This window comes from Mycetocola sp. Y444 (assembly GCF_059445295.1).
The window spans coordinates 807,541-829,431 of sequence record NZ_JCAIUB010000002.1 but is presented as its reverse complement, the minus strand read 5'-3'; the positions used below and the strand labels follow the sequence as shown (position 1 = coordinate 829,431).

Here is a 21,891-nt window from a genome sequence, read left to right as displayed (position 1 = left end):
CCCACAGCCTAACCAGCAGCATCCGTTCGCGTGCTGCCGCTACCTCGTTGTGGCGAGGATGTCGATGACGAAGACGAGGGTGTCTGTGCCTTCGATGTCCGCCTGGGAGTTACCGGCCTCGCCATAGCCCTGGGCCGGGGGAATCGAGACGAGCACCTGTGAGCCCACGGCCTGTCCGACGAGTCCAGCGGTGAATCCGGGGATGAGCCCGTCGGTCTTGAAGCTCGCGATCTGGGTGCCCCAGCTCTGGTCGAAGACCTCGCCGGTTCGCCAGTTGACGCCCTGGTAGTGCATGGTGACTGTGTCGCCGGCCTGGACCGCTTCACCGTCTCCGAGCTTGAGGTTCGCGATCTGGAGTTCGGGCGACGGGTCGGTCTCCGGAATGCTGACCGTCGGCTGGCCGTCCTTCGCGAGCTTCACGGTCGGCATGCCTTCGACCGGCGTCTGCTCGGCGCCCGTGGCCTTCTCCGGCGTGATGCTCAGGACGTCGGCGACGAGGAGGAGCGAATCGGTGGCCGCAACGCTGCCATCGGACGCACCGACGTCACCGAAGCCATCGTCCGGGCTGATCACCGCGGCGACTCGTGAGCCTGCCGGAACGCACTCGATGGTCCTGACGATGCCCGGAAGGATGCCTGACGCGTCGTCGATGACGATCTGCTGGGTCCCGAGGTTGTCGTAACGGGTCTGTGCGAGCGTCGCACCGCTCGTTCCGTTGTACAGCGTGAGCTCTACGGCGACGCGGTCAGACGGCGCTGTCTCCTCGCCGTCGCCCTTGATCAGCACGGTGCGCTCGGTCTTCTCGACGCTCAGCGGTTCGGCGAAGTCGACAGTGGGGGCCGCTCCGAAGTCTCCCGAGATGTCGACCGACGTCACGACGCTGCCTTCCTTCGTGTCGTGGCATTCTGCGGACGCTGTCGTCGCGTCTGGCTTGGCTTCACCGCCGCCGGAGCAGCCGGTCAGGACGAGAGCGGATGCCGCTGCTGCAGCAAGAAAGACGGGAGTACGCAAGGGAGAGGTCACTTTCTGAAACGGAAGGGTGAGCCCCAAGTCTGCCGTAGTCATTTCTGTATTTGCTGCGAACGCTCGCGACACGCGTGCCACGAGCCCCCATGCGTCGCTGAGAATATGTGAGCGGGTACGCTGCTTCCTTGTGTCAATTGATCAAGCCCCGCTTCAGGAACCCACGGCGCCCGGCATGGTCTACCTGCTCGGCCGGGCTGTTCTCATGCCCATTGTTCGACTCGTTTTTCGCCCGAAGATCATCGGCAGGAAGAACGTTCCGAAGACGGGCCGCGTGATTCTCGCGAGTAACCACCTGTCGTTCATCGACAGCATTGCGATCCCCGTCGTTGCCCCTCGGAGGGTGCAATTCCTGGCGAAGTCGTCGTACTTCGACGGAAAGGGTGCCCGCGGTTGGGCGTCCCGCACCTTCTTCACGTCGATCGGCGCTGTTGGCGTTCGGCGCGGTGCCGGCCAGGCGGCGCAGGAAGCGCTCGATGCCGGTAAACGCATACTCGAAACCGAGAGTGCCTTCGCCATTTACCCCGAGGGCACTCGCTCGCTCGACGGTCGCCTCTACAAGGGCAGGACCGGCGTGGCGTGGCTCGCGCTCTCGACGGGGGCACCCGTGGTCCCCGTCGGACTCATCGGCACCGCTGACCTGATGCCGGTCGGAAGCAAGTTCCCGCGACTCGGCAAGGTCACCGTCATCTTCGGTGAGCCCATTGACGTCACCGTGCACGGACCGGCCACGAGCGGCAAGGCGAGGCGGCAGGCCACCGACGAGATCATGGCGGCGATCCACACGCTCACGGCCCAGGAACTGGCACACGCATACAACGAGTCGCCGCCAGCGGACACCATCGAAAAGATCAAGCGGGCAGTACTCCGGCCTGAACGGCTCTGATACTCCCCGCAGCGACCCCTCAGACGGAGAGTCGGTTTCAGGCGACGATGATCTCCGGCTCATGCAGCACAGGGAAATTGACGCTGCGCGCAATGAAACACAGCTCGTTCGCTTTCTTGTGCGCCCGCATCGCGGCATCCGCCATCGAAGAATCAGCGATGGTGACCCTGGGCCGCAGGAGCACCTCGGTGAACGCTCCCCCACCGGCACCGTCTTCGACCATGGTGCCCGTCGCTGAATCGGAGTAGTCGGTGACGACGACGCCCTCGGTCACGGCGACGTAGAGGTAGGAGAGCAGGTGGCACTGGGCGAGTGCGGCGAGGAGCAGTTCCTCGGGGTTCCACCTCGACAGGTCACCGCGGAACGGCTTGTCCGCCGAACCCTCGATCTGGTGCTTTCCAGCGGCTGAGACTGTGAGGTCGCGACTGTACTCCCGGTAGCCGCTCGTGCCCGAACCGAGGTTGCCCTGCCACACGACATCGATACCGTAGCTGTGTTCACGCGCCATGGCCTCAGTCTGTCACCATCCCGGCTAATCTTGACCGGTGACCAGTACAGCGAACCCCGTCGAGACTTTTCCGGTGACCAGCGCAGTGGAGCTCGCCGTCGTCGAACGAAGCGGCTTCGTCGAATCACGCCATTCAGGCTCCGCCATCGTCATCGACCAGCACGCCGACGTGCTTCGGTCCCTCGGCGACCCGAGTGCCCCCGTGTTCCTGCGGTCGACGATGAAGCCGTTCCAGGCGATCGCCGTGATGAACGCCGGTGTCGGCCTTCGCGGCGCGGCCGCCGTGCTCGCAACGGCGAGTCACTCAGGAACCCAGCGCCACGTCTCCGTCGTCCGCAGCATCCTGGCGCAGGCCGGACTCACCGAGACCGCACTCCAGTGCCCCGCAGACTGGCCCTCAGACGGCGCCGCTCGCGACGAGTTGCTGAAGGACAACGGCGACAAGTCACCGATCTACATGAACTGCTCGGGCAAGCACGCTGCCATGCTGCTCGCCTGCGTCACGAACAACTGGCCCATCGAGAGCTACCTCGACCCGGAACACCCGCTGCAGCACGCGATCCTCGACGTCGTCGAGAGGTTCACCGGCGAGCGCCCCGCAGCGTCCGGAATCGACGGTTGTGGTGCGCCGGTGCACGCCCTGTCGCTCGCCGGACTCGCGCGCGGCATCAGCCGGATCCGGACGTCAAGCCCGACGTCACCGTTCGCGATCTACCGCAACGCCGGCATCCTGTGCCAGGCGGCGCTCGAAGACGGCTGGGCGATCGACGGCCCCGGCCGTCCGAACACCGTCGTGATCGACAGGCTCGGCGTGTTCGCGAAGCTCGGCGCTGAAGGCGTCATGGTGATGGCTGCGCCTGACGGCACAACGGTCGCCCTGAAAATGCTCGACGGGAGCCTTCGGGCCGCGACAATCGTCGGCCTCGAACTGCTCGCGGATGCCGGTGCCCTCAGCCGCGACGCCATCGAGGAGATCCGACCTGACCTCAACCTCGATGTCCTCGGCGGCACGGCTGTTGTCGGCGAAATCCGGGTGTCGGGCTCTCTCTAAACGCATGCTCCCTCGCTAGGCTGAGGCCGAGGCCAGATCCGGCCGAACCGACAGTGACGTCGGACTCCAGCGCGACGTCCTGAGATGCCGGCCCCACCAGGGCCAGGCAGCGAATCGAGGAGCACCATGCGAGTTGCCGTCCCCCGCGAGATCAAGAACAACGAATTCCGGGTAGCCATCACCCCGGCCGGCGTCCACGATCTCATGCTCTCCGGCCACGAGGTCTTTATCGAGAGTGGAGCAGGCGCCGGGTCATCCATTCCGGATTCTGCCTTCGAACGCGTGGGGGCGACGATCCTTCCGGATGCCGCCTCGACGTGGGAGCGGGCGGAGTTGCTGCTCAAGGTGAAAGAGCCGATTGCGAGTGAGTACGGCTACTTTCGGCGGGATCTCGTGCTCTTCACCTACCTCCACCTCGCGGCAGAGCCCGCGCTGACCGAGGCGCTCCTCGCCTCGGGGATGACCGCCATCGCCTACGAGACGGTACAGCTGCCGAATCGCTCCCTCCCCCTGCTGGCACCGATGAGCGAGGTCGCCGGGCGCCTGTCGGCGATCGTCGGAGCGAACACGATGCTTAAACCCAACGGCGGGCCGGGACTCCTCGTTCCCGGCGTGCCCGGTACGTCGCCCGCCCGGGTCACGGTCCTCGGCGGCGGAGTCGCGGGCACGAACGCCGCAGCCGTCGCGGTCGGACTCGGGGCTGACGTCACGATTCTCGACACGAACATCGCGAGACTCCGTGAACTCGACGCCATCTATGCCGGACGGATCAAAACCATCGCCAGCAACGCCTTCGAGATCGAGCACTCGCTGCTCGGTGCTGACCTCGTCATCGGCTCGGTGCTGATCCCCGGCGCTCAAACTCCCAAGCTCGTGAGCAATGAACTGGTGTCGAGGATGAAGCCGGGCAGCGTCCTCGTCGATATTTCGGTCGACCAGGGCGGATGCTTTGAGGATTCGCACCCGACAACCCACTCCGATCCGACCTTCACCGTGCATGGCTCGGTGTTCTACTGCGTCGGCAACATGCCCGGTGCCGTACCGCACACGTCCACCTACGCCCTTGCCAACGCCACGCTGCCGTACGCTCGCGCCCTGGCCAGCAGCGGCTGGCGGGACGCCTTTCGCGCCGACTCCGCCCTCGCCCAGGGGCTCAATGTGCACGACGGCACCGTCTACAGTGCACCGGTCGCTACCGCCCACGGACGCGAATACCACTCGGTCGAAACACTCCTGGAGGCGTAGCCGAGCGTTGGCCGGTCGTCGCGGCCCCGGGAAGGCGCGGTCTGAGTTCGGCTGACTTCACCGCAGGCTGACTTCACCGCAGGCTGACCCGCTCCGCCTGGCCGCCGGGAGGGACGTGCCAGACATGGCCGGGCCAGACCAGGAGGGGCGGAAGCTCGCGTCGTTTGGTGAGTGCACGGTACTCGGCGACCGTGCAACCGTCGAGAATGAGTTCCGCGTCCTGGCGGAGCGCAGCGAACAGTGCCCACTGGGTCTGCCAGTCATCGCTGTCGCCAACGAGTACTACGGCTCCGGGAGTGCCGAGTCCGAGGTCCCCCACGGTGAGCCGCGTCGCCCCACCGATCGCGGCCACGCGCAGGCCCAGCTCGCACGACGGATCGTTGAGTATCGATTCCACCCGGTGCTGGGGAGACCGGCAGACGAGCACCGTCAGCGGGTGCTGGCCCAGAACGTATTCGGGGGCGGTGCTGCTTCGCCCATGTCGGCCTGGCCCTGCCCGGCCAGATAAAGACCCGGTCCCGGTCCCAGGCGCGGACACCGGGCCGCTTGTTGTGTCGGCGACTGTTGCGTCGGCGACAGCGACCTGGATCGTGGCCCCACGCCACACCGCGTTTCCGTCCGGCCGATTGGCCACCCAGCTCGCACTGTCACCACCCGCCATGAGGTGTTCCTGCCGATTCGCCATTCGCAGCATGAGCACGGCACCGGCGAACCCGGACAGCACGCTGAGTGCTCCCGCCAGCCGCTTGAGCGTGAGCATCACCCACACCGACCGGCGGGGACCGTCGCGCAGCAACTCCACCAGGGCGTCACGGAGCCTGGTCGCATAATCGTCGTCCAGTCGCGCGAGGGTGGAGTCGACATCATCGATCAGGAGGAGTGTCTTGTCGCCCGGTCGGAGAACCGCGACCGTTGACCTGAACACGGTGCCCGCTGTGGCCGCTGTGGCCGCTGTGGCCGCGACGCCTGCGGTGCCTGCTGTCGCCGGGGCGCGGAGGCTGGCCGCGAGCCCGATCACCGTGTCCCAGGTCTCTTCATCGTCAGAGCCGACCCGAACCAGCCGCCAGCCCGGGCGACGTGCGCCGGAACCGGTGGGGTCCCGGTTATTTGTGTCGCCGGTTGCCATCGCCTCAGCGGTTACCGTGTCGAGTACCGTCGTTTTCCCTGAACGCGCCGCACCGACGACGAGAACACTCCCATCGGTTTCCGGCACCCAGAGCGCGGTGTCCTGCCGCTGAAGTCCCGGCAGATCTGCCAGCCCGAGACGGATCGCATCCGGGATGGCGCCGGGGATGGCGCCGGGGATGCCGTTCGAGGTCGCGTTCGGTGGCTCGAGATCGTTCAGGGCAAGCCGGTCGGGAAGCGGGTCGAGCCACGGCCGACGCGGCGAGACGCCGGATTGTGTGTTCGCTGCAATGCTCTCGATTTCCGACTGTGAAACCGCGGCGACCTGCACCTGCCGGTCGCGGCCCCCTGTGGCCAGAATAAGCCGACCGGGCCTTGAAGCAGGCAGGTGCGCTGCAGCATCCGTGCCCACAACCGCGACGCTGTCGCTGCGGCTGTGCACGCGCAGTGACAGCCGGAGTCCGCAGTTGGCGAGGAGGGCGTCCCTGACCACTCCCGCCGGGCGCTGCGTACAGAGAATGAGGTGCATGCCGAGCGAACGCCCCCTCGCTGCGATGTCAACGAAAAGAGCGTGGAGATCGGGGAAGCCGTCGAGCATGGCGGCGAATTCGTCGACGACGATGACGAGTCGGGGGAAGGCGCCGCGCGCCTCGGCGATATCGCGACACCGGAGGTCAGCGAGCGTCCTTTCCCGATACACGATCTCTGCGCTGAGGCTGGCGAGCGCCCTGGCCGCGGCGACCTCGTCGAGGTCCGTGATGAGTCCAACCACGTGCGGCAGCGATCCCAATGGCGCGAACGCGCTGCCGCCCTTGAAGTCGACAAGCAGGAAAGTGACGAGCGCCGGCGAATGCCCGAGCGCCATACTTGCCACCCAGGTGGTCAGCAGTTCGCTCTTGCCGCTACCTGTTGTACCGCCGACTATCGCGTGTGGCCCCTCGGTCACGATGTCGACCACAACCGCTGTGCCACCGCCAGCACCGGCGCCACCACCAGCACTGGCACTGGCACTGGCACTGGCACCGTCCCCGATCCCGAGCACCGCCCGGAGGGATGACCCGTCTTTCGTGCTCACCGCCCCCTCATCACCGGCGCGCCGGTGAACGTCGCCGAAGCCGACGTGTGCAGGAAGTTCGACTGCCGCTGTCGCAACACCGAGCCTGTTCGCGAGTGCAGCGAGTGCCGTCGCAAACAACTCGCACTCGACCTCGGTCATGAGTTCGAGCGCAAGGACTACGGGTCTGGCGACTCCTGAGGACCTGTCGGAGTCGCCGTGGTGGAGAACCGCTGTCGCCAACCCCGTGAGTTCGAGGACCTCACCGCATTCCGGCGGGATCTCCTCGACCGTGCGAGCGAGCACGATCAGGATCGTCGCACGTTCGCCCGTGGCCGTGGCCGTGGCCGTGGCCGTGGCGGAACCGGACCATGCGTGTTCAGGCCAAGCGGAACCGGACCCGGCGTGATCGTGACTGCGCCCGCCTGCCAGCGATCTCGGATTTTTCTCCGGGAGGAGATCAGGCGACCCCGGCGCCGCGGTCAGATCTCTGACCACGACAGTCACCGGAGCGCCTCGCCCTGTCCCCGCGTGCGGCATAACGGACACCCAGTCCCATCCGGGGCCCTCCGTGAGGACCTCCGCGGTCTCAGGCCCCATCGCGTTGCACAGCTGGAGCAGAATGCCCCTGGCGAACCCCCTGGCGGGAAGCGTGGCGCCGACGACGCCGATGCCACGAGTCGCGTCGATACCGACCGGGACTCCCGACGCGAACCGCGCGCGATCGCGCAGCGCCCGACCCGCCGCTGAGTCCACCGCGCCATCAACCCGGAGGGTGCTCGGCAGAGTGCCGGTACCGACGACCACGCGAGTCCGTGCTGCGCCGCTGACGCGCCAGCGACCGAGTCGGACCGAGCGCGCGACGTCGGGCTCTCCGCTCTCGTGCGGCCGGCGAGATGGAGCTGCGGTGCTGCCCATTCCGGTCGTACCGACGAGTGCCCGCGCTCCCGGCGCGTTCCGTCTCCTCACCTGTCGCTCCTCGTCGAGCCTCGAGTCGATGAGCTGCGAAATGCTGTCGAGTTCGGCTGCATACGCGGCGCGGTCCTTCTTCAGCCGCCTGCCGGACGACCACCGCGAGTCAATCACGCTCGCGATCGCGATCACCGGACCAAGCGCGGCGAACATCAGGGCAAACGATGATCCGGTGACGAGCCAGATCAGAACCGAGACCGCGACCGGCGCCAGGGCCGCAAGGACGGGAAACGGCGACGGGGGCGAGCGCACGGGTTGCTGCGGGAGGGTGATCGGTTCATCGTTCGGCGCGCTGACGCTCATGAATCCACAACATCATGTCCGAACGCCAGGCCACACAGCGGGACGACACCGGTGGACGCAGCCTCCCGGCGATACCCGTGTGGAGGGTACTACGAGGGAACGGCGAAGAACCGCGATTAACCGCGGTCAGGCGCGGGAGACGAGCAATTCGTCCAAAACTATGGCGCTGACGTTGTCGCGGCCACCGTTCTCGAGGGCAGCTTCCACGAGAGCGCGAACAGCCTGCTCCGGAGTCGGAGACTGCAGAAGGAAGTGCCTGAGACCGAAGTCGGTCAGCTCTTTGGTGAGCCCATCGGAACAGACGAGCCAGCGCGCCTTGTCCTGGATGGGAACCTCGGTGTAATCGGGAAGCGGTTCGTCTGAGAAGCCGACCGCGCGGGTGATGACGTTTCCGTGCGGGTGGGATTCCGCCTCAGCGGGTGTAATCGCGCCGATGGAAATAAGCTCCTGCACGACCGAGTGGTCGAGCGTCACCTGCACGAGTTCATCACCGAGAAGCCGGTAGACCCGCGAATCGCCGATGTTGAACACGGTCCAGGACGGGACCGAGTTCTCTGGACCGGAAAATCCGAGCACGATCCCCGTGACCGTCGTCCCCGTGCCGAGGTCGGACTCGCCGACCTGTTCGAGCATGTCGGCGACGGCATCGCGGAGAGCGTTCTCAACGGCGATGCGGTCGACAGTCTCGCCAGACTCCACGCGCTCAGCAAGTCGCGCGATGACTGCGGCGCTTGCGACCTCGCCGGCTTCGTGACCGCCCATGCCGTCTGCAACGGCGAAGACCGGATACTCGACGATGAGAGCATCCTGATTCACCTGGCGCTTGCGGCCGGTGTCGGTGACACTTGCCCACGACAGCGCGAGCGGCTGTCCGTTGGGCACGTCGACGACGTACGAATCGGTGCGCACGTCAATCTCAGTCACGCGGTCGTCCTCTCGGTGCCAGAGCGAGTCGCCCCTTCCGTAGATAATACCGGCGGAATGTACCGAGTGGTTCCCTCGGGTCGCCTTCAGGGGTCAATTGCGTCGCACCGGGTTGCTTCCGGTGGCACATCGAAGGCCCACTCGGGCAGATGTCCGGCGCCGATCATGGTGCCAATGAGGTCGGCGAGACCGTATCTCGGGTCGATGTCCACAGCCTGCGCGATCCACCTCGCCGCGACCGAACCGGCGCCGAGTGCCCAGTACAGCCACCCGATCATCGTCAATAGCGCTGGTGCGGTCTCGGACGGAACGCGCGCCGCGGCGAACCGCAGCACGGCGATGGCCGAGCGAATGCGGTCAGGGTCCGGCCTCGGCATGTCCCACCCACCGAGAGCACCAGCGCCCGGCATCCCGCTGATGTCCTCACCCGAGGCGAACATCCTCTGCGTCAGGGCACTCTCATCGCCCGCGGTGGCCCCCCACCCCCAGGTCATCAGCACGGTGTCCCTGACCGCCGGACTCTGCACGAGAAAGGTAAGCAGCGCCGCGCTCTTCCCGCTGTCGGCATCGGCATCAGGGCGAGCGGTGACGAGATGATCGGCGAACGCGACGGTATCGCCGTCGAAGTTGTACTCCCAGTAGAGAACCGGCAGGAGTTCTGCACTCTCCCTGAGCCCGCTGAGCACGTGGTACAGCGACGACACACGTTCGCACTCGGCCGCATCGGCCGCCTCGATCGTCGCACCGGCCACGACGTCGTCGAGTGCCGGGACGTCACCGAGTGCCGGTGCGTCGCGCGGCAGCCGTTCGTCCTGGCGCGCCGCCGACTGGGCGATGAGCTCGAGCGACCGCCCCCGCCGCGGTCCGTCATCGAGGTAGCTCCCCCACGCATCGGAGGCGACGCACAGCGCGTCGCGCACGAGGAAACCCCCGTGTCTGGCACGGGTCGTCAGATTGGCGATGAGCGCTCGACGTGGTGGTCCTGCGTAACGCTCGAAAGTGTCATCCGTATAAACGACCGGCACTATCGCGTCGACGTCGGGGATCCTGCAGACCATGCCGAGCGTTGTCGTGGCAAACGCCTTGCGCACGGGAGCCGGTGCGTCCTCGCCAGGCAGATCGATGCGCAGCGCGCCGCAGGTGCGGTTGCCTCGAAAGGCAACGAGAACCACGCTGTCGCGCGGCACAAAGCCAGCCAGGCTGGGGACGAGGGCAAGGAAGTCGTGGGCGCCGTGCGCGGTGATGATCGTCGTCATGACGGCAGTCTTCACCGCGAATGCCCGGCCTCTGCGCCGTCTTCCAGCTCCGGTGAGTGAACGAGCGTTCTTCTGCCACTGTGAGGGGAATCGCCTCGTTCGTCGCGTGATCAGGCGCTGGCCGCCGTGATCAGGCGTCGGCGACCCTGATCAGGCGTCGTCAACCCTGATCAGGCGTCGTCCGTGGTCGTTGCCTGGGCGAACTGCGAGTTGTAGAGCGAATAATACGCACCCCCGGCAGCGAGCAGTTCGGCGTGCGTACCCTGCTCGACGATCGCCCCGGATTCCATCACGAGGATCAGGTCGGCGTCGCGGATCGTCGACAGACGGTGCGCGATCACAAAGCTCGTCCTGTCCTGCCGGAGCGCCGACATCGCCTTCTGGAGCAGCAGTTCGGTCCTGGTGTCGACAGAGCTCGTCGCCTCGTCGAGGATGAGAACGCTCGGCTTGACCAGGAAGGCCCGCGCGATGGTGAGCAGTTGCTTCTCCCCCGCTGAGACATTCGATGCCTCATCGTCGAGAACCGTGTCGTAGCCATCGGGCAACGAGTGCACGAAGCGGTCGACGTAGGTAGCCCGGGCGGCCTCGAGGATTTCCTCCTCAGTGGCATCCGGTCGACCGTAGGCGATGTTCTCGCGTATCGTCCCGCCGAAGAGCCAGGTGTCCTGCAGCACCATGCCGGTGCGGGAGCGCAGGTCGTCGCGCGTCATCTCGGCGATGTTCACGCCGTCGAGGGTGATCCGACCTGAATCCAGCTCGTAGAACCGCATAATGAGGTTCACCAGCGTTGTCTTGCCTGCGCCGGTCGGACCGACGATCGCCACCGTGTGCCCGGGTTCCGCCACGAGGTTGAGGTGCGAAATCAGGGGCTTGTCCGGCGAATAGCTGAAGGACACGTCCTCGAAGACCAGGCGGCCCCTGCCGTCTCGTGGCGGGGTCACCGGGTCGGACGGATCCGGCGACTGTTCGTCGGCGTCGAAGAGCTCGAAGACGCGTTCAGCGGATGCCACGCCCGACTGGAGCAGGTTGGCCATCGACCCGAGCTGGGTCAGCGGCTGGGTGAACTGGCGGGAGTACTGGATGAAGGCCTGCACGCTGCCGAGACTCAGGCCTCCGGTCGCGACCTGGATTCCACCGACGACCGCTATGGCGACGTACACGAGGTTACCGACGAACATCATCGACGGCATGATGATGCCGGAAATGAACTGCGCACCGAAGCTGGCCTCGTAGAGTTCCTCGTTCTTCGACGAGAACCGTGACCCGACCTCGCGGGCACGGCCGAAGACCTTGACGATGGCGTGGCCTGAGTACATCTCCTCGATCTGCGCGTTGAGCTCACCGGTGTGCTTCCACTGCGCGACGAACTTCTTCTGTGACCGCTTGGCGATCACACCGGTGATGAGGATCGTCGCCGGGATCGTGACCAGTGCGATGAGTGCGAGCAGCGGTGAGATCGTGAACATCGCGATCAGCACGCCGATCACGGTGAGCAGCGACACCAGCACCTGGCTGAGCGTCTGTTGCAGGGTCTGTGCGATGTTGTCGATGTCATTGGTGACCCGGCTGAGCAGCTCACCGCGCTGCATCCTGTCGAAGTATTTGAGGGGAAGGCGGTTGACCTTCACCTCGACGTCCTCGCGAAGCCGGTACATCGTCCTCTGGACGACACCGTTGAGAACCAGAGCCTGGATCCAGCCGAAGAGAAAGGCAAAGGAATACACGGCGAGCACGATGAGCAGCACACGGGAGAGGGCACCGAAGTCGATGCCCTGTCCCGGCGTGAGAGTCATTCCGCTCAGCATGTCGGCCCGGTCGTTATCGCCGGTCGCACGGAGCGAGTCGACGATCTGCTCCTTGCTGGCACCGGAGGGCAGCCCCTGAGAGATGACGCCCTCGAAGAGGATGTTTGTCGCGTCACCGAGGAGTTTCGGTCCCATCACGGACAGCGTGACACTGATCACGGCGAGGACCGTGACAAAGACGAGCTTCCACCGCTCAGGCCTCAGCCTCGCGAGCAAACGCTTCGCGCTCGGCCCGAAGTTCATGCTCTTCTCGGCGGGCATCCCCGCTCCGCCGAACGGACCGCCACCGCGAGGTGGTCGCGCCGGAACCCTGACTGGTGCGTCGTCGTCGACCTCGTCGATGTCGCTCACAGTGCCTCCTCGACGGCGAGCTGCGACTCGACGATCTCCCGATAGGTCTCAGACGACTCGAGCAACTCCTCGTGGGTTCCCGTGCGCTCAACTGCGCCGTCCTCGAGGACGATGATCTGGTCAGCATCCCGAATCGTGCTTACGCGCTGCGCGACGATCACCATCGTCGCACCCCGGACATCCCTCGCGAGAGCCGCGCGCAGTCGCGCATCGGTGGCGAGATCCAGCGCCGAGAACGAGTCGTCGAAGACATAGACCTCCGGGCGCTTTACGAGCGCCCTGGCGATGGCGAGTCGCTGTCGTTGCCCGCCGGACACGTTGCCGCCTCCCTGCGAAATCGGCGCGTCCAGCTGATCGGGGAACGCCTCGACGAAGTCGCGCGCCTGCGCGGTCTCGAGGGCCCGCCAGAGTTCATCGTCCGTTGCGTCAGGCTTTCCGAACCGCAGGTTCGTCGCAACAGTGCCCGAAAAGAGATACGGCCGCTGGGGCACGATACCGATCTTCGACCACAAGAGGTCCTGATCTGTTTCATTGACAGCGACGCCATCGACGAGCACCCGCCCGCCGGTCGCGTCGAAAAGCCGGGGAAGCAGATTGATCAGTGTCGTCTTTCCCGATCCCGTCGATCCGATGATCGCTGTCGTCGTGCCCGGTTCGATGTCGAACGTGATGTCACGCAGCACCGGCTGCTCTGCACCGGGATAGGAGAACTCGACGTGATCGAACCGGATCCTCCCAGCGACATCCAGTGTCGAGACCGGCCGGTCCGGCTGCCGCACCGTTGAGTCGGTCGAGAGCACCTCTTCGATCCGGTCAGCGCTCACCGCTGCGCGCGGGATCATCACCGCCATGAACGTCGCCATCATGACCGCCATGAGGATCTGCATGAGGTACTGGAGGAACGCCATCACGGTTCCGACCTCCATGGAACCGTCAGCAATGCGGAACCCACCGAACCAGAGCACGGCGATACTCGACACGTTGAGCACGAGCATGACGATCGGGAACATCAGCGCCATCAGACGACCGACGCGAAGGCCGACATCCGTCAGTTCATCGTTGGCCTTCTCGAAGCGAGACGTCTCCTCCGCCTCCCGCACGAACGCGCGGACAACGCGGATGCCGGTGAGCTGGCCCCGCAGGATTCCGTTGACCCGGTCGATCCTTCTCTGCATCGACTGGAACAAGGGAATCATCCGCACGATGATGAGCCCGACAGCGATGAGAAGCACCGGGATGGACACCGCCATCAGCCAGGACAGCTCGAGGTCGAGGCTCAACGCCGCGACCACACCGCCGATGGCGAGGATCGGCGCAGACACCATCAGCGTGCACGTCATGAGGACGAGCATCTGCACCTGCTGGACGTCATTGGTGCTTCTCGTGATCAGCGACGGAGCCCCGAACTTCGACACCTCCCGCTCGGAGAAGCGGCCGACGTGGGTGAACACCGCCGCGCGGACGTCGCGACCGAGCCTCATCGCCGCCTTGGCTCCGAAGTACACGGCAGTTATCGCGCACAGCACCTGGATGAGGGTGATGCCGAGCATCAGCATCCCGACCCTCAGGATGTACGCCGTGTCTCCGTTGGCAACGCCGTTGTCGATGATGTCGGCGTTGAGGGTGGGAAGGTACAGCGACGCTATTGCCTGCGCGAACTGAAAAACGACGACACCGACGAGAAGCGGCCAGTGGGGCTTCAGGTAGCGGCCGACGAGTTTTGCGAGCATGGGAGTTCCTTATCAGGGGTACCGCCGACCCATCGGCAGATCCACCCAGCGAGCCTAGCTGAGCGGCTCTCCGCCGAGGAGAGTCTTACCCGTTCACCTCTTCGCGGGGAGCGAACAGGTCACCGATAAAGGTCAGGTCGTCAGCAGCCGGATGCCAGCTGGTTGCGGCATCCGCGTTCTGAACGATCTGCTCGGGCCGCGTCGCGCCGGCGATGACGCTCGTGAGGTTCGGCTGGGCAAGCAGCCAGGCGAAGGTTGCTTCGAGCATCGTGATTCCGCGGTCGTCACAGAACTTCTGGTACGCCTCGATGGCATCCCACGGTGCACTGTCGAGGAGATAGCTGCGCTGGCGAACGATCCGGCTGTCCGACGGCCCGCCATCCCTGCTGAACTTGCCGGTGAAGAGGCCGTTGTAGAGCGGGAAGTACGGCAGGAAGCCGATGTCGTACTTCGCCAGCACGGGGAACAACTCGCGCTCGGCGTCGCGGACGATGAGGCTGTACTCGTTCTGCGACGAGATGAACTTCGGATGGGACGTGAGCTCGGCGGTGAGCTCTGCCTCGACAACCTGCCAGGCCGGCAGGTTCGAGTGGCCGATATAGCGCACCTTACCCTCGACGATGAGATCATCGAGCACCGAGAGGGTCTCCTCGATCGGCGTGAGGGGGTCTGGGGTGTGCAGCTGGTAGAGGTCGATCCAGTCGGTCTGCAGCCGCCGGAGGGATGCTTCGACAGCGAGCCGCACATACCGCCTGGATCCCTTGGCGCCCCACGCGGGAATGCCGACGTCGGCCCCGGAATGACCGAACTTGGTGGCGAGCACGATCTGGTCGCGACGCCCCTTGAGTGCATTGCCCATCAGCGTCTCGCTGAGCCCCGGCTCCTTGCCGTACATGTCGGCGGTGTCGAAGAGCGTGACGCCGACGTCGATCGCGGCTGAGATCACCGCGTTCGTGCCCTCCTGTGATTCGCTCGCCGTGCCGAGCCGCCCGAAGTTATTGCAGCCGAGCCCGATCGTCGAGACGCGAAGTCCGCTGGAGCCGAGTGTGCGATATTCGATGTCTGCCATTCGATCAGGCTACCGGTCGGCGGTCAGACTCCCCCACAACCGGTGCTCCGGCGGCGAGAATCCACCGATGCTGTGAAACGCCCGCCCTGGTCGCTGTGCCGCATACCGTCGAGCACATGACACGCCACCACAGCGACCCCGCTCCCGCGCCCGGCCGCGACCCGATGCCGACACTGTTCGACCGCCCCGTCGGTCTCCTCCGTTTCTCCAGCCCGCTCGGCAGGATCGAACTCACGAGTGACGGCACGTCCGTGACGACGCTCGTTATCGAACGAGGGGGCGAGTTGCCCCTCGACGGCTACCGTGAATCGCCGCTCGATGTCCTCGTGCTCGCGTCCGAGCAGCTCGCGGACTACTTTGACGGCTCCCGCCGGGCGTTTGATGTGCCGCTCTCCCCCGTCGGTACCCCGTTCCAGCTGGCCACCTGGACCGGGCTCGCGGGGATCAGCTTCGGCGAATCACGAACCTATGGGCAGCTGGGCTACGACATCGGTGCCGGTCTCGCCGGCCGTGCCATCGGAAGTGCGGTGCGTGCAAACCGACTGCCCCTGTTCGTACCGTGCCACAGGGTGCTCGCAACCGGACGCCGCATCACCGGGTATACGCAGGGCAACGGAGTGCCCACCAAAGAGTGGCTGCTTGACCACGAGGGCATCGAGTACTGGCAGCCACTGCAGCGGGCAACTCTCCAGACCGCGTGACTGATCGGAGATGATGGGGGCGTCACCGTCGAGTTCAGCTTCGCGGACAGTCGCCAGCCTTTTCCCAGCGCGGGTACTCATTTCGCCTGCCGGTACTCTGGTTGGCATGCCCCCTTCCGAATCGATAGTTCCCGGAACCGACGGCAAGAACCGGTGCGCCTGGGCGGTCAATGACCCCGAGTACCAGCGCTATCACGACGAAGAATGGGGAACCCCCCTGATCGGCGACCGTGCGGTCTTCGAGAAGATCAGCCTCGAGGGTTTCCAGGCCGGACTGAGCTGGATCACGATTCTCAAGAGGCGGCGCGCTTTCCGGGAAGCGTTCGACAACTTCGATATCGAGACGGTCGCCTCGTACTCCGACGCCAAGGTCGAAGAGCTCGTACAGAACCCGGCCATCATCCGGCACCGAGGCAAGATCACAGCCGTGATCGGCAACGCGCGGGCAACACTTCAGCTCGGCGAGAGCCTGTCAGATCTCGTCTGGAGCTTTCGACCGGATCCCCTCCCGCCGCGCCCGGCGACGTTCAGTGACATCCCGGCGATCACCGCGGAGTCAACAGCGCTCAGTAAGGAGCTCCGTCGTCGGGGCTTCCGCTTCGTAGGGCCGACGACCATGTACGCGCTGATGCAGTCAGCGGGGATCGTCGACGACCACGTCGAGGGATGCTGGCGGGCTGCGTGACGACAAGCCGGTGAGCTAACTTCCGTCAGCGAAATCCCGAGGGCAAAATTCAGGGAGCAAAATCCCGGGAACAAAACTCAGACGAGTAGTGCGAGTTCCCTGGCACCGGAGTCCGGGCTGAGTTTCTCGAGCCTGAAACCCGCCGTCGGCGCCCAGGCGCAGAGTTCATCGACATGGGCAAACGGGATCCGCGCATGCACTATGGCGCGGGTGAACTCACCCTTGGCCTTCTTGTTGAAGTGGTTGAGGGCGCGGCGCGAGCCGTTTGGCCCGTCGGTAAGAACCCGAAGATAGAAGGAGTTCGGCATCGCGAGTGACGGTCCGAGCGCGACATACGCCTCGGAGCGCATGTCGATCAGGAGACCGTCGTGCTGGGCGAGCGCGTCCGCAACGACAGGAGCCCAGAGGCGTTTCATCGGCGCCCCCGGAATGCGCGAGTCGTGGGACAACCGGTAAGCGGGGATGGGGTCGAGCGCACCAACCGGACCGAAGAGGGCCGCGTGGACGAGCACGTGCCTGCCGGCAAACGCCCGGGCTTCAGCATCGAGCGTTCCCGCGTCGAGCGCGTCGAACAGCACGCCGGTGTACCTGTCGAGTGCAGGCATGGTCGGTGACTCCCACAGCATCCGATTCACCTCGACCTCGCCGTGCTGCTTGGGCCCGAGCTTGAGCGCAGCAATCATGGCGTCCCGGTCTGCTGCCAGCCGAACAACGTCGTCGGTCAGTTGCCGACGCACCGCGGTGAGTTCGGGATAACGCAGCGCGTCGAGAGACAACGAACGCCCCGTGCCACCGGCTCGCTTCGTCTCAGACGGAGGGAGCAGGATAAGCACGGGGCGTTACGAGGAGCCTTGCGGCGGTACTACTTGACCAGGCTGGCGTTGCCAGCCACGATCGTCACTGTGTTGTTCTCAACGGAGAGGAACCCGTCTGCGGCCGTCGCGGTGATCTTCTCACCGTTCTCAGCCGTGACGCGAACCTGACCCTCGGCAAGGATGGCAAGCATCGGCTCGTGGCCGGGGAGAATACCGATCTCTCCCTCGACAGTCCGGGCGATGACCATGGACGCGGTCCCTGACCACACTTCCTGGTCTGCCCCGACAACACTGACCTTGAGCGAAGCCATGACTAGCCGTTCTCCTTCTGGATGCGTGCCCAGGCCTCTTCGACATCGTTGATGCCACCGACGTTGAAGAACGCCTGCTCGGCAACGTGGTCGAATTCGCCGTCGGCGATCGCGGAGAAGGACTCGATGGTCTCCTTGAGCGGAACCGTCGATCCCTCGACACCGGTGAACTTCTTCGCCATGTAGGTGTTCTGCGAGAGGAACTGCTGGATGCGACGAGCACGGGCAACCGTGATCTTGTCTTCTTCGCTCAGCTCGTCGACACCGAGGATCGCGATGATCTCCTGGAGTTCCTTGTTCTTCTGCAGGATCGCCTTGACGCGAACAGCGGTGTTGTAGTGGTCATCACCGATGTAGCGCGGGTCGAGGATGCGGCTCGTCGAGGTGAGCGGGTCGATCGCGGGGTACAGACCCTTTGATGCGATCTCGCGTGACAGCTCGGTGGTCGCGTCGAGGTGCGCGAACGTCGTTGCAGGAGCCGGGTCGGTGTAGTCGTCAGCAGGAACGTAGATTGCCTGCAGCGACGTGATCGAGTGGCCACGGGTCGACGTGATGCGCTCCTGGAGGATACCCATCTCGTCGGCGAGGTTCGGCTGGTAACCCACCGCGGACGGCATGCGTCCGAGAAGTGTGGAGACCTCGGAACCGGCCTGCGTGAAGCGGAAGATGTTGTCGATGAACAACAGGACGTCCTGCTTCTGCACGTCGCGGAAGTACTCAGCCATGGTGAGGGCCGAGAGGGCGACGCGGAGTCGCGTTCCTGGCGGCTCGTCCATCTGGCCGAAGACAAGGGCGGTCTTGTCAAAGACGCCTGCTTCTTCCATTTCGGCGATGAGGTCGTTACCTTCACGGGTACGCTCACCGACACCGGCGAAGACCGAAACTCCACCGTGGTCCTGCGCAACGCGCTGGATCATTTCCTGGATGAGGACTGTCTTACCGACACCAGCACCACCGAACAGACCGATCTTTCCACCCTGTACGTACGGGGTGAGAAGGTCGATGGACTTGATGCCGGTCTCGAAGAGCTCGGTCTTCGACTCGAGCTGGTCGAATGCCGGTGGCTTGCGGTGGATGGGCCAGCGTTCGGTGATCTCGATCTGCTCGCCGGGAGCAGCGTTGAGGACGTCACCGATGACGTTGAAAACCTTGCCCTTGGTGATGTCACCGACGGGAACCGTGATCGGCTCTCCGGTGTCAGTCACTTCCTGGCCGCGGACGAGTCCGTCGGTCGGGTTGAGCGCAATGGCGCGGATCAGGTCATCGCCGAGGTGCTGGGCAACCTCGAGCGTGAGGACCTGGGTCACGCCGGCCATGTTCACTGTGGTCTTCAGTGCGTTGTAGATACCGGGAATCGCGTCGTGCGGGAACTCGATGTCAACAACCGGACCGGTGACGCGAGCGACTCGGCCGGTAGCGCCGGCCTTCACCTCACCCGTCGTGTCCTGAGCGGTGGCAATGTCTGTCATGCTCTTCTTCTCTCTTCGTAAAGTTACTTGGCGGACGACAGTGCGTCTGCGCCGCCGACAATCTCGGAAATCTGCTGGGTGATCTCGGCCTGGCGGGCGTTGTTCCGCAGCCGTGTGTAGTCCGTGATCAGCTTGTCCGCGTTGTCGCTGGCCGAACTCATCGCCTTCTGCGTCGCCGCGTGCTTTGCAGCAGCGGACTGAAGCAGCGCGTTGAAGATGCGGCTCTCGATGTACACGGGCAGAAGTGCGTCGAGCACGCTCCCTGCGTCTGGTTCGAACTCATAAAGCGGGAGCACTGTCTTGTCGTTGGGCTCTTCGACACCCTCGACGACCTCGAGTGGAAGCAACCGCACAACCTCGGGAACCTGGCTCATCATGCTGACGAGACGGTTGTAGACGATGTGGATCTCGTCGACGCCACCCTCTGACGCATCCTGAACGAAACGCTCGAGAAGCGCAGCGCTGATCTCCTGCGCTGTTGCGAAGGTCGGGTTCTCGCTTTCGCCGACCCACTGACCTTCTGAGGAACGCTTGCGGAATGCGAAGTACCCGACGGCCTTGCGACCGATGAGGTAGTAGACAACGTCCTTGCCCTGGCTGCGGAGCAGCTCAGCAAGCTCGTTGGCTTCACGCAGAACCTGCGAGTTGAACGCGCCGGCGAGGCCGCGGTCAGACGCAAAGATCACAACGGCTGCACGCTCGATGGTCTCCGGCTCGGTGGTCAGCACGTGGTCGACGTTTGAGTACGTCGCCACGGCTGACACCGCGCGGGTGATCGCACGAGAGTACGGCCCGGATGCTTCAACGCGCGCCTGCGCTTTTGCAATGCGCGAGGCGGCGATGAGCTCCATCGCCTTCGTGATCTTCTTGGTCGTCTGCGCAGACTTGATCTTCTGCGTATAGACCCGAAGTTGTGCACCCATTACTTATCGACGTCCCTTGACGATCTTTTCCTGGTTGACGTCTTCAGCGGGCAGTTCGGTGAACTGCTCGGAACCCGGGCCGTTGAGGGGCTTGCCCGCACCGGTCTGGAATTCCTTCTTGAAGGCGTCGACAGCTGCGTCGAGCTCGTCGACGATGTCGTCGCTGAGCACGTTCGTCTCGCGGAGCTTCGAGAGCACCTGGGTGTTGCGACCCAGGTAGTCGTGAAGTTCGCTTTCGAAGCGCAGGATGTCTTCGACAGGAACCTCGTCGAGCTTGCCCTTCGTACCGGCCCAGATCGAGACGACCTGGTTCTCGACGGGGAACGGAGAGTACTGCGGCTGGCGCAGCAGCTCGGTGAGGCGAGCACCGCGAGCAAGCTGGCGACGGCTGGCCGGGTCGAGGTCGGATGCGAACATCGCGAATGCCTCAAGCGAGCGGTACTGAGCGAGTTCGAGCTTCAGCGTTCCTGAAACCTTCTTGATGCTCTTCACCTGGGCGTCTCCACCAACACGCGAGACCGAGATTCCCACGTCAACAGCGGGACGCTGGTTGGCGTTGAAGAGGTCTGACTGCAGGAAGATCTGTCCGTCGGTGATCGAGATCACGTTGGTCGGGATGTACGCCGAAACGTCGTTCGCCTTCGTCTCGATGAGCGGAAGACCGGTCATCGAACCGGCACCGAGCTCGTCGGACAGCTTGGCGCAACGCTCGAGCAGACGGGAGTGCAGGTAGAACACGTCACCGGGGTATGCCTCGCGTCCTGGCGGACGGCGAAGGAGCAGCGATACGGCGCGGTATGCCTCTGCCTGCTTCGACAGGTCATCGAAGACGATGAGGACATGCTTGCCGCCGTACATCCAGTGCTGGCCGATGGCCGAACCGGTGTAGGGAGCGAGGTACTTGAAACCTGCGGGGTCAGACGCGGGAGCGGCGACGATCGTCGTGTACTCCATGGCGCCGGCCTCTTCGAGCGACGCCTTGATGGCGGCAATCGTCGAGCCCTTCTGGCCGATGGCGACGTAGATGCAGCGAACCTGCTTGTTGACATCGCCTGACGCCCAGTTGTCCTTCTGGTTGATGATCGTGTCGATGGCAATTGCGCTCTTGCCGGTCTGACGGTCACCGATGATGAGCTGGCGCTGGCCGCGGCCGATCGGGATCATGGCGTCGATCGCCTTGATACCGGTCTGCATCGGCTCGTGCACGCTCTTGCGCTGCATAACGCCAGGAGCCTGGAGCTCGAGCGCGCGGCGGGTCTCTGCCTTGATCTCGCCGAGTCCGTCAATCGGAGCGCCGAGCGGGTCAACGACACGACCGAGGAATGCGTCGCCGACCGGAGTCGACAGCACCTCTCCTGTGCGTGTTACTTCCATGCCCTCGACGATGCCGTTGAATTCGCCAAGGACGACAACACCGATTTCGTCTTCGTCAAGGTTCTGGGCGAGGCCGAGTGTGCCATCCGCGAAGCGGATGAGCTCGTTGGCCATAACGCCTGGCAGACCCTCGACGTGGGCGATGCCGTCACCGGCGTCGATGACCTTGCCGACCTCGGTTGCGCTTGCCTTACCCGGCTCGTAAGCCGTGACGAATTCCTTGAGAGCATCCCGGATCTCGTCGGGGCTGATCGTGAGTTCTGCCATCTTCTTCCCTATCTGTGTGGAGACGTCTTGTCCCCTACGTTGTC

At 64.8% G+C, this 21,891-nt stretch carries 18 protein-coding genes; 5 read left to right on the top strand and 13 right to left on the bottom strand.

Going from position 1 to position 21,891, the window contains the following annotated elements; translation table 11 throughout:
* Positions 1-39: 39 nt before the first annotated feature.
* The gene (locus tag AC1C2M_RS10535; protein WP_483405708.1) at positions 40-1,065 is read right to left on the bottom strand and encodes an FKBP-type peptidyl-prolyl cis-trans isomerase; all 1,026 of its coding nucleotides are present in this window, start codon (positions 1,063-1,065) and stop codon (positions 40-42) included.
* Between the two features lie 133 nt (positions 1,066-1,198).
* Here AC1C2M_RS10535 and AC1C2M_RS10530 point away from each other — a divergent pair, with 133 nt between their 5' ends.
* Positions 1,199-1,909 carry a lysophospholipid acyltransferase family protein gene (locus AC1C2M_RS10530; protein ID WP_483405900.1) on the top strand — a complete coding sequence of 237 codons (711 nt, stop codon included), beginning with the start codon at positions 1,199-1,201 and terminating at the stop codon, positions 1,907-1,909.
* Between the two features lie 37 nt (positions 1,910-1,946).
* Here AC1C2M_RS10530 and AC1C2M_RS10525 read toward each other — a convergent pair whose 3' ends face one another.
* The gene (locus AC1C2M_RS10525; RefSeq protein ID WP_495436335.1) at positions 1,947-2,417 is read right to left on the bottom strand and encodes an OsmC family protein; all 471 of its coding nucleotides are present in this window, start codon (positions 2,415-2,417) and stop codon (positions 1,947-1,949) included.
* Between the two features lie 37 nt (positions 2,418-2,454).
* Between AC1C2M_RS10525 and AC1C2M_RS10520 the strand changes: the two genes are divergently transcribed.
* A complete protein-coding gene (locus AC1C2M_RS10520; RefSeq protein WP_495432951.1) occupies positions 2,455-3,468 on the top strand; it encodes an asparaginase in 1,014 nt (337 codons plus the stop codon).
* A 126-nt stretch (positions 3,469-3,594) separates the two neighbouring features.
* Entirely contained in the window at positions 3,595-4,713 is a 1,119-nt protein-coding gene (ald, locus tag AC1C2M_RS10515) for an alanine dehydrogenase (RefSeq protein WP_495436334.1), read from the top strand.
* 73 nt (positions 4,714-4,786) lie between these two features.
* Here ald and AC1C2M_RS10510 read toward each other — a convergent pair whose 3' ends face one another.
* From AC1C2M_RS10510 to AC1C2M_RS10485, 6 genes are all read right to left on the bottom strand, one after another.
* On the bottom strand, positions 4,787-8,167 hold the full coding sequence (locus AC1C2M_RS10510) for an FtsK/SpoIIIE domain-containing protein (RefSeq protein WP_495436332.1): 3,381 nt from the start codon (positions 8,165-8,167) through the stop codon (positions 4,787-4,789).
* A gap of 126 nt (positions 8,168-8,293) precedes the next feature.
* Entirely contained in the window at positions 8,294-9,091 is a 798-nt protein-coding gene (locus tag AC1C2M_RS10505) for a PP2C family protein-serine/threonine phosphatase (RefSeq protein ID WP_483405704.1), read from the bottom strand.
* Positions 9,092-9,177: 86 nt separating this feature from the next.
* Positions 9,178-10,347, bottom strand: coding sequence for a DUF4192 family protein (locus tag AC1C2M_RS10500; protein WP_495436331.1), 1,170 nt, complete (start codon positions 10,345-10,347; stop codon positions 9,178-9,180).
* A gap of 170 nt (positions 10,348-10,517) precedes the next feature.
* On the bottom strand, positions 10,518-12,503 hold the full coding sequence (locus AC1C2M_RS10495; RefSeq protein ID WP_483405702.1) for an ABC transporter ATP-binding protein: 1,986 nt from the start codon (positions 12,501-12,503) through the stop codon (positions 10,518-10,520).
* Positions 12,500-14,233 (bottom strand): ABC transporter ATP-binding protein, encoded by a 1,734-nt coding sequence (locus AC1C2M_RS10490; protein WP_495436330.1) that lies wholly within the window; start codon positions 14,231-14,233, stop codon positions 12,500-12,502. Before AC1C2M_RS10490 ends, AC1C2M_RS10495 begins: the two co-directional genes overlap by 4 nt.
* Before the next feature lie 85 nt (positions 14,234-14,318).
* Complete coding sequence (locus AC1C2M_RS10485) at positions 14,319-15,302, bottom strand: aldo/keto reductase (RefSeq protein ID WP_495436328.1); 984 nt, start codon at positions 15,300-15,302, stop codon at positions 14,319-14,321.
* A 116-nt stretch (positions 15,303-15,418) separates the two neighbouring features.
* Between AC1C2M_RS10485 and AC1C2M_RS10480 the strand changes: the two genes are divergently transcribed.
* Positions 15,419-16,003 carry a methylated-DNA--[protein]-cysteine S-methyltransferase gene (locus tag AC1C2M_RS10480; RefSeq protein ID WP_495436327.1) on the top strand — a complete coding sequence of 195 codons (585 nt, stop codon included), beginning with the start codon at positions 15,419-15,421 and terminating at the stop codon, positions 16,001-16,003.
* 106 nt (positions 16,004-16,109) lie between these two features.
* Positions 16,110-16,688 (top strand): DNA-3-methyladenine glycosylase I, encoded by a 579-nt coding sequence (locus tag AC1C2M_RS10475; protein ID WP_495436325.1) that lies wholly within the window; start codon positions 16,110-16,112, stop codon positions 16,686-16,688.
* Between the two features lie 77 nt (positions 16,689-16,765).
* Here AC1C2M_RS10475 and AC1C2M_RS10470 read toward each other — a convergent pair whose 3' ends face one another.
* From AC1C2M_RS10470 to atpA, 5 genes are read right to left on the bottom strand one after another with little or no spacing between them, the layout of a single operon-like run.
* Positions 16,766-17,521, bottom strand: a complete 756-nt coding sequence (locus AC1C2M_RS10470; protein WP_495436324.1) for a YaaA family protein — start codon at positions 17,519-17,521, stop codon at positions 16,766-16,768.
* 29 nt (positions 17,522-17,550) lie between these two features.
* Positions 17,551-17,814 (bottom strand): F0F1 ATP synthase subunit epsilon, encoded by a 264-nt coding sequence (locus tag AC1C2M_RS10465; protein ID WP_483405696.1) that lies wholly within the window; start codon positions 17,812-17,814, stop codon positions 17,551-17,553.
* 2 nt (positions 17,815-17,816) lie between these two features.
* Positions 17,817-19,283, bottom strand: a complete 1,467-nt coding sequence (atpD, locus tag AC1C2M_RS10460; protein WP_483405695.1) for a F0F1 ATP synthase subunit beta — start codon at positions 19,281-19,283, stop codon at positions 17,817-17,819.
* A 23-nt stretch (positions 19,284-19,306) separates the two neighbouring features.
* Positions 19,307-20,206 (bottom strand): F0F1 ATP synthase subunit gamma, encoded by a 900-nt coding sequence (locus AC1C2M_RS10455; protein WP_483405694.1) that lies wholly within the window; start codon positions 20,204-20,206, stop codon positions 19,307-19,309.
* Between the two features lie 3 nt (positions 20,207-20,209).
* Positions 20,210-21,847 carry a F0F1 ATP synthase subunit alpha gene (gene atpA / locus AC1C2M_RS10450; protein ID WP_108390496.1) on the bottom strand — a complete coding sequence of 546 codons (1,638 nt, stop codon included), beginning with the start codon at positions 21,845-21,847 and terminating at the stop codon, positions 20,210-20,212.
* Positions 21,848-21,891 lie beyond the last annotated feature (44 nt).

Excerpts from the sequence above, each read along its gene's own strand:
- ald (WP_495436334.1), top strand. The coding sequence starts at position 3,595 with ATGCGAGTTGCCGTCCCCCGCGAGATCAAGAACAACGAATTCCGGGTA.
- AC1C2M_RS10480 (WP_495436327.1), top strand. The coding sequence starts at position 15,419 with ATGACACGCCACCACAGCGACCCCGCTCCCGCGCCCGGCCGCGACCCG.
- AC1C2M_RS10525 (WP_495436335.1), bottom strand. The coding sequence starts at position 2,417 with ATGGCGCGTGAACACAGCTACGGTATCGATGTCGTGTGGCAGGGCAAC.
- AC1C2M_RS10500 (WP_495436331.1), bottom strand. The coding sequence starts at position 10,347 with ATGACGACGATCATCACCGCGCACGGCGCCCACGACTTCCTTGCCCTC.
- AC1C2M_RS10510 (WP_495436332.1), bottom strand. The coding sequence starts at position 8,167 with ATGAGCGTCAGCGCGCCGAACGATGAACCGATCACCCTCCCGCAGCAA.
- AC1C2M_RS10485 (WP_495436328.1), bottom strand. The coding sequence starts at position 15,302 with ATGGCAGACATCGAATATCGCACACTCGGCTCCAGCGGACTTCGCGTC.
- AC1C2M_RS10530 (WP_483405900.1), top strand. The coding sequence starts at position 1,199 with ATGGTCTACCTGCTCGGCCGGGCTGTTCTCATGCCCATTGTTCGACTC.
- AC1C2M_RS10465 (WP_483405696.1), bottom strand. The coding sequence starts at position 17,814 with ATGGCTTCGCTCAAGGTCAGTGTTGTCGGGGCAGACCAGGAAGTGTGG.
- AC1C2M_RS10490 (WP_495436330.1), bottom strand. The coding sequence starts at position 14,233 with ATGCTCGCAAAACTCGTCGGCCGCTACCTGAAGCCCCACTGGCCGCTT.
- AC1C2M_RS10475 (WP_495436325.1), top strand. The coding sequence starts at position 16,110 with ATGCCCCCTTCCGAATCGATAGTTCCCGGAACCGACGGCAAGAACCGG.
- atpD (WP_483405695.1), bottom strand. The coding sequence starts at position 19,283 with ATGACAGACATTGCCACCGCTCAGGACACGACGGGTGAGGTGAAGGCC.
- atpA (WP_108390496.1), bottom strand. The coding sequence starts at position 21,847 with ATGGCAGAACTCACGATCAGCCCCGACGAGATCCGGGATGCTCTCAAG.
- AC1C2M_RS10535 (WP_483405708.1), bottom strand. The coding sequence starts at position 1,065 with ATGACTACGGCAGACTTGGGGCTCACCCTTCCGTTTCAGAAAGTGACC.
- AC1C2M_RS10455 (WP_483405694.1), bottom strand. The coding sequence starts at position 20,206 with ATGGGTGCACAACTTCGGGTCTATACGCAGAAGATCAAGTCTGCGCAG.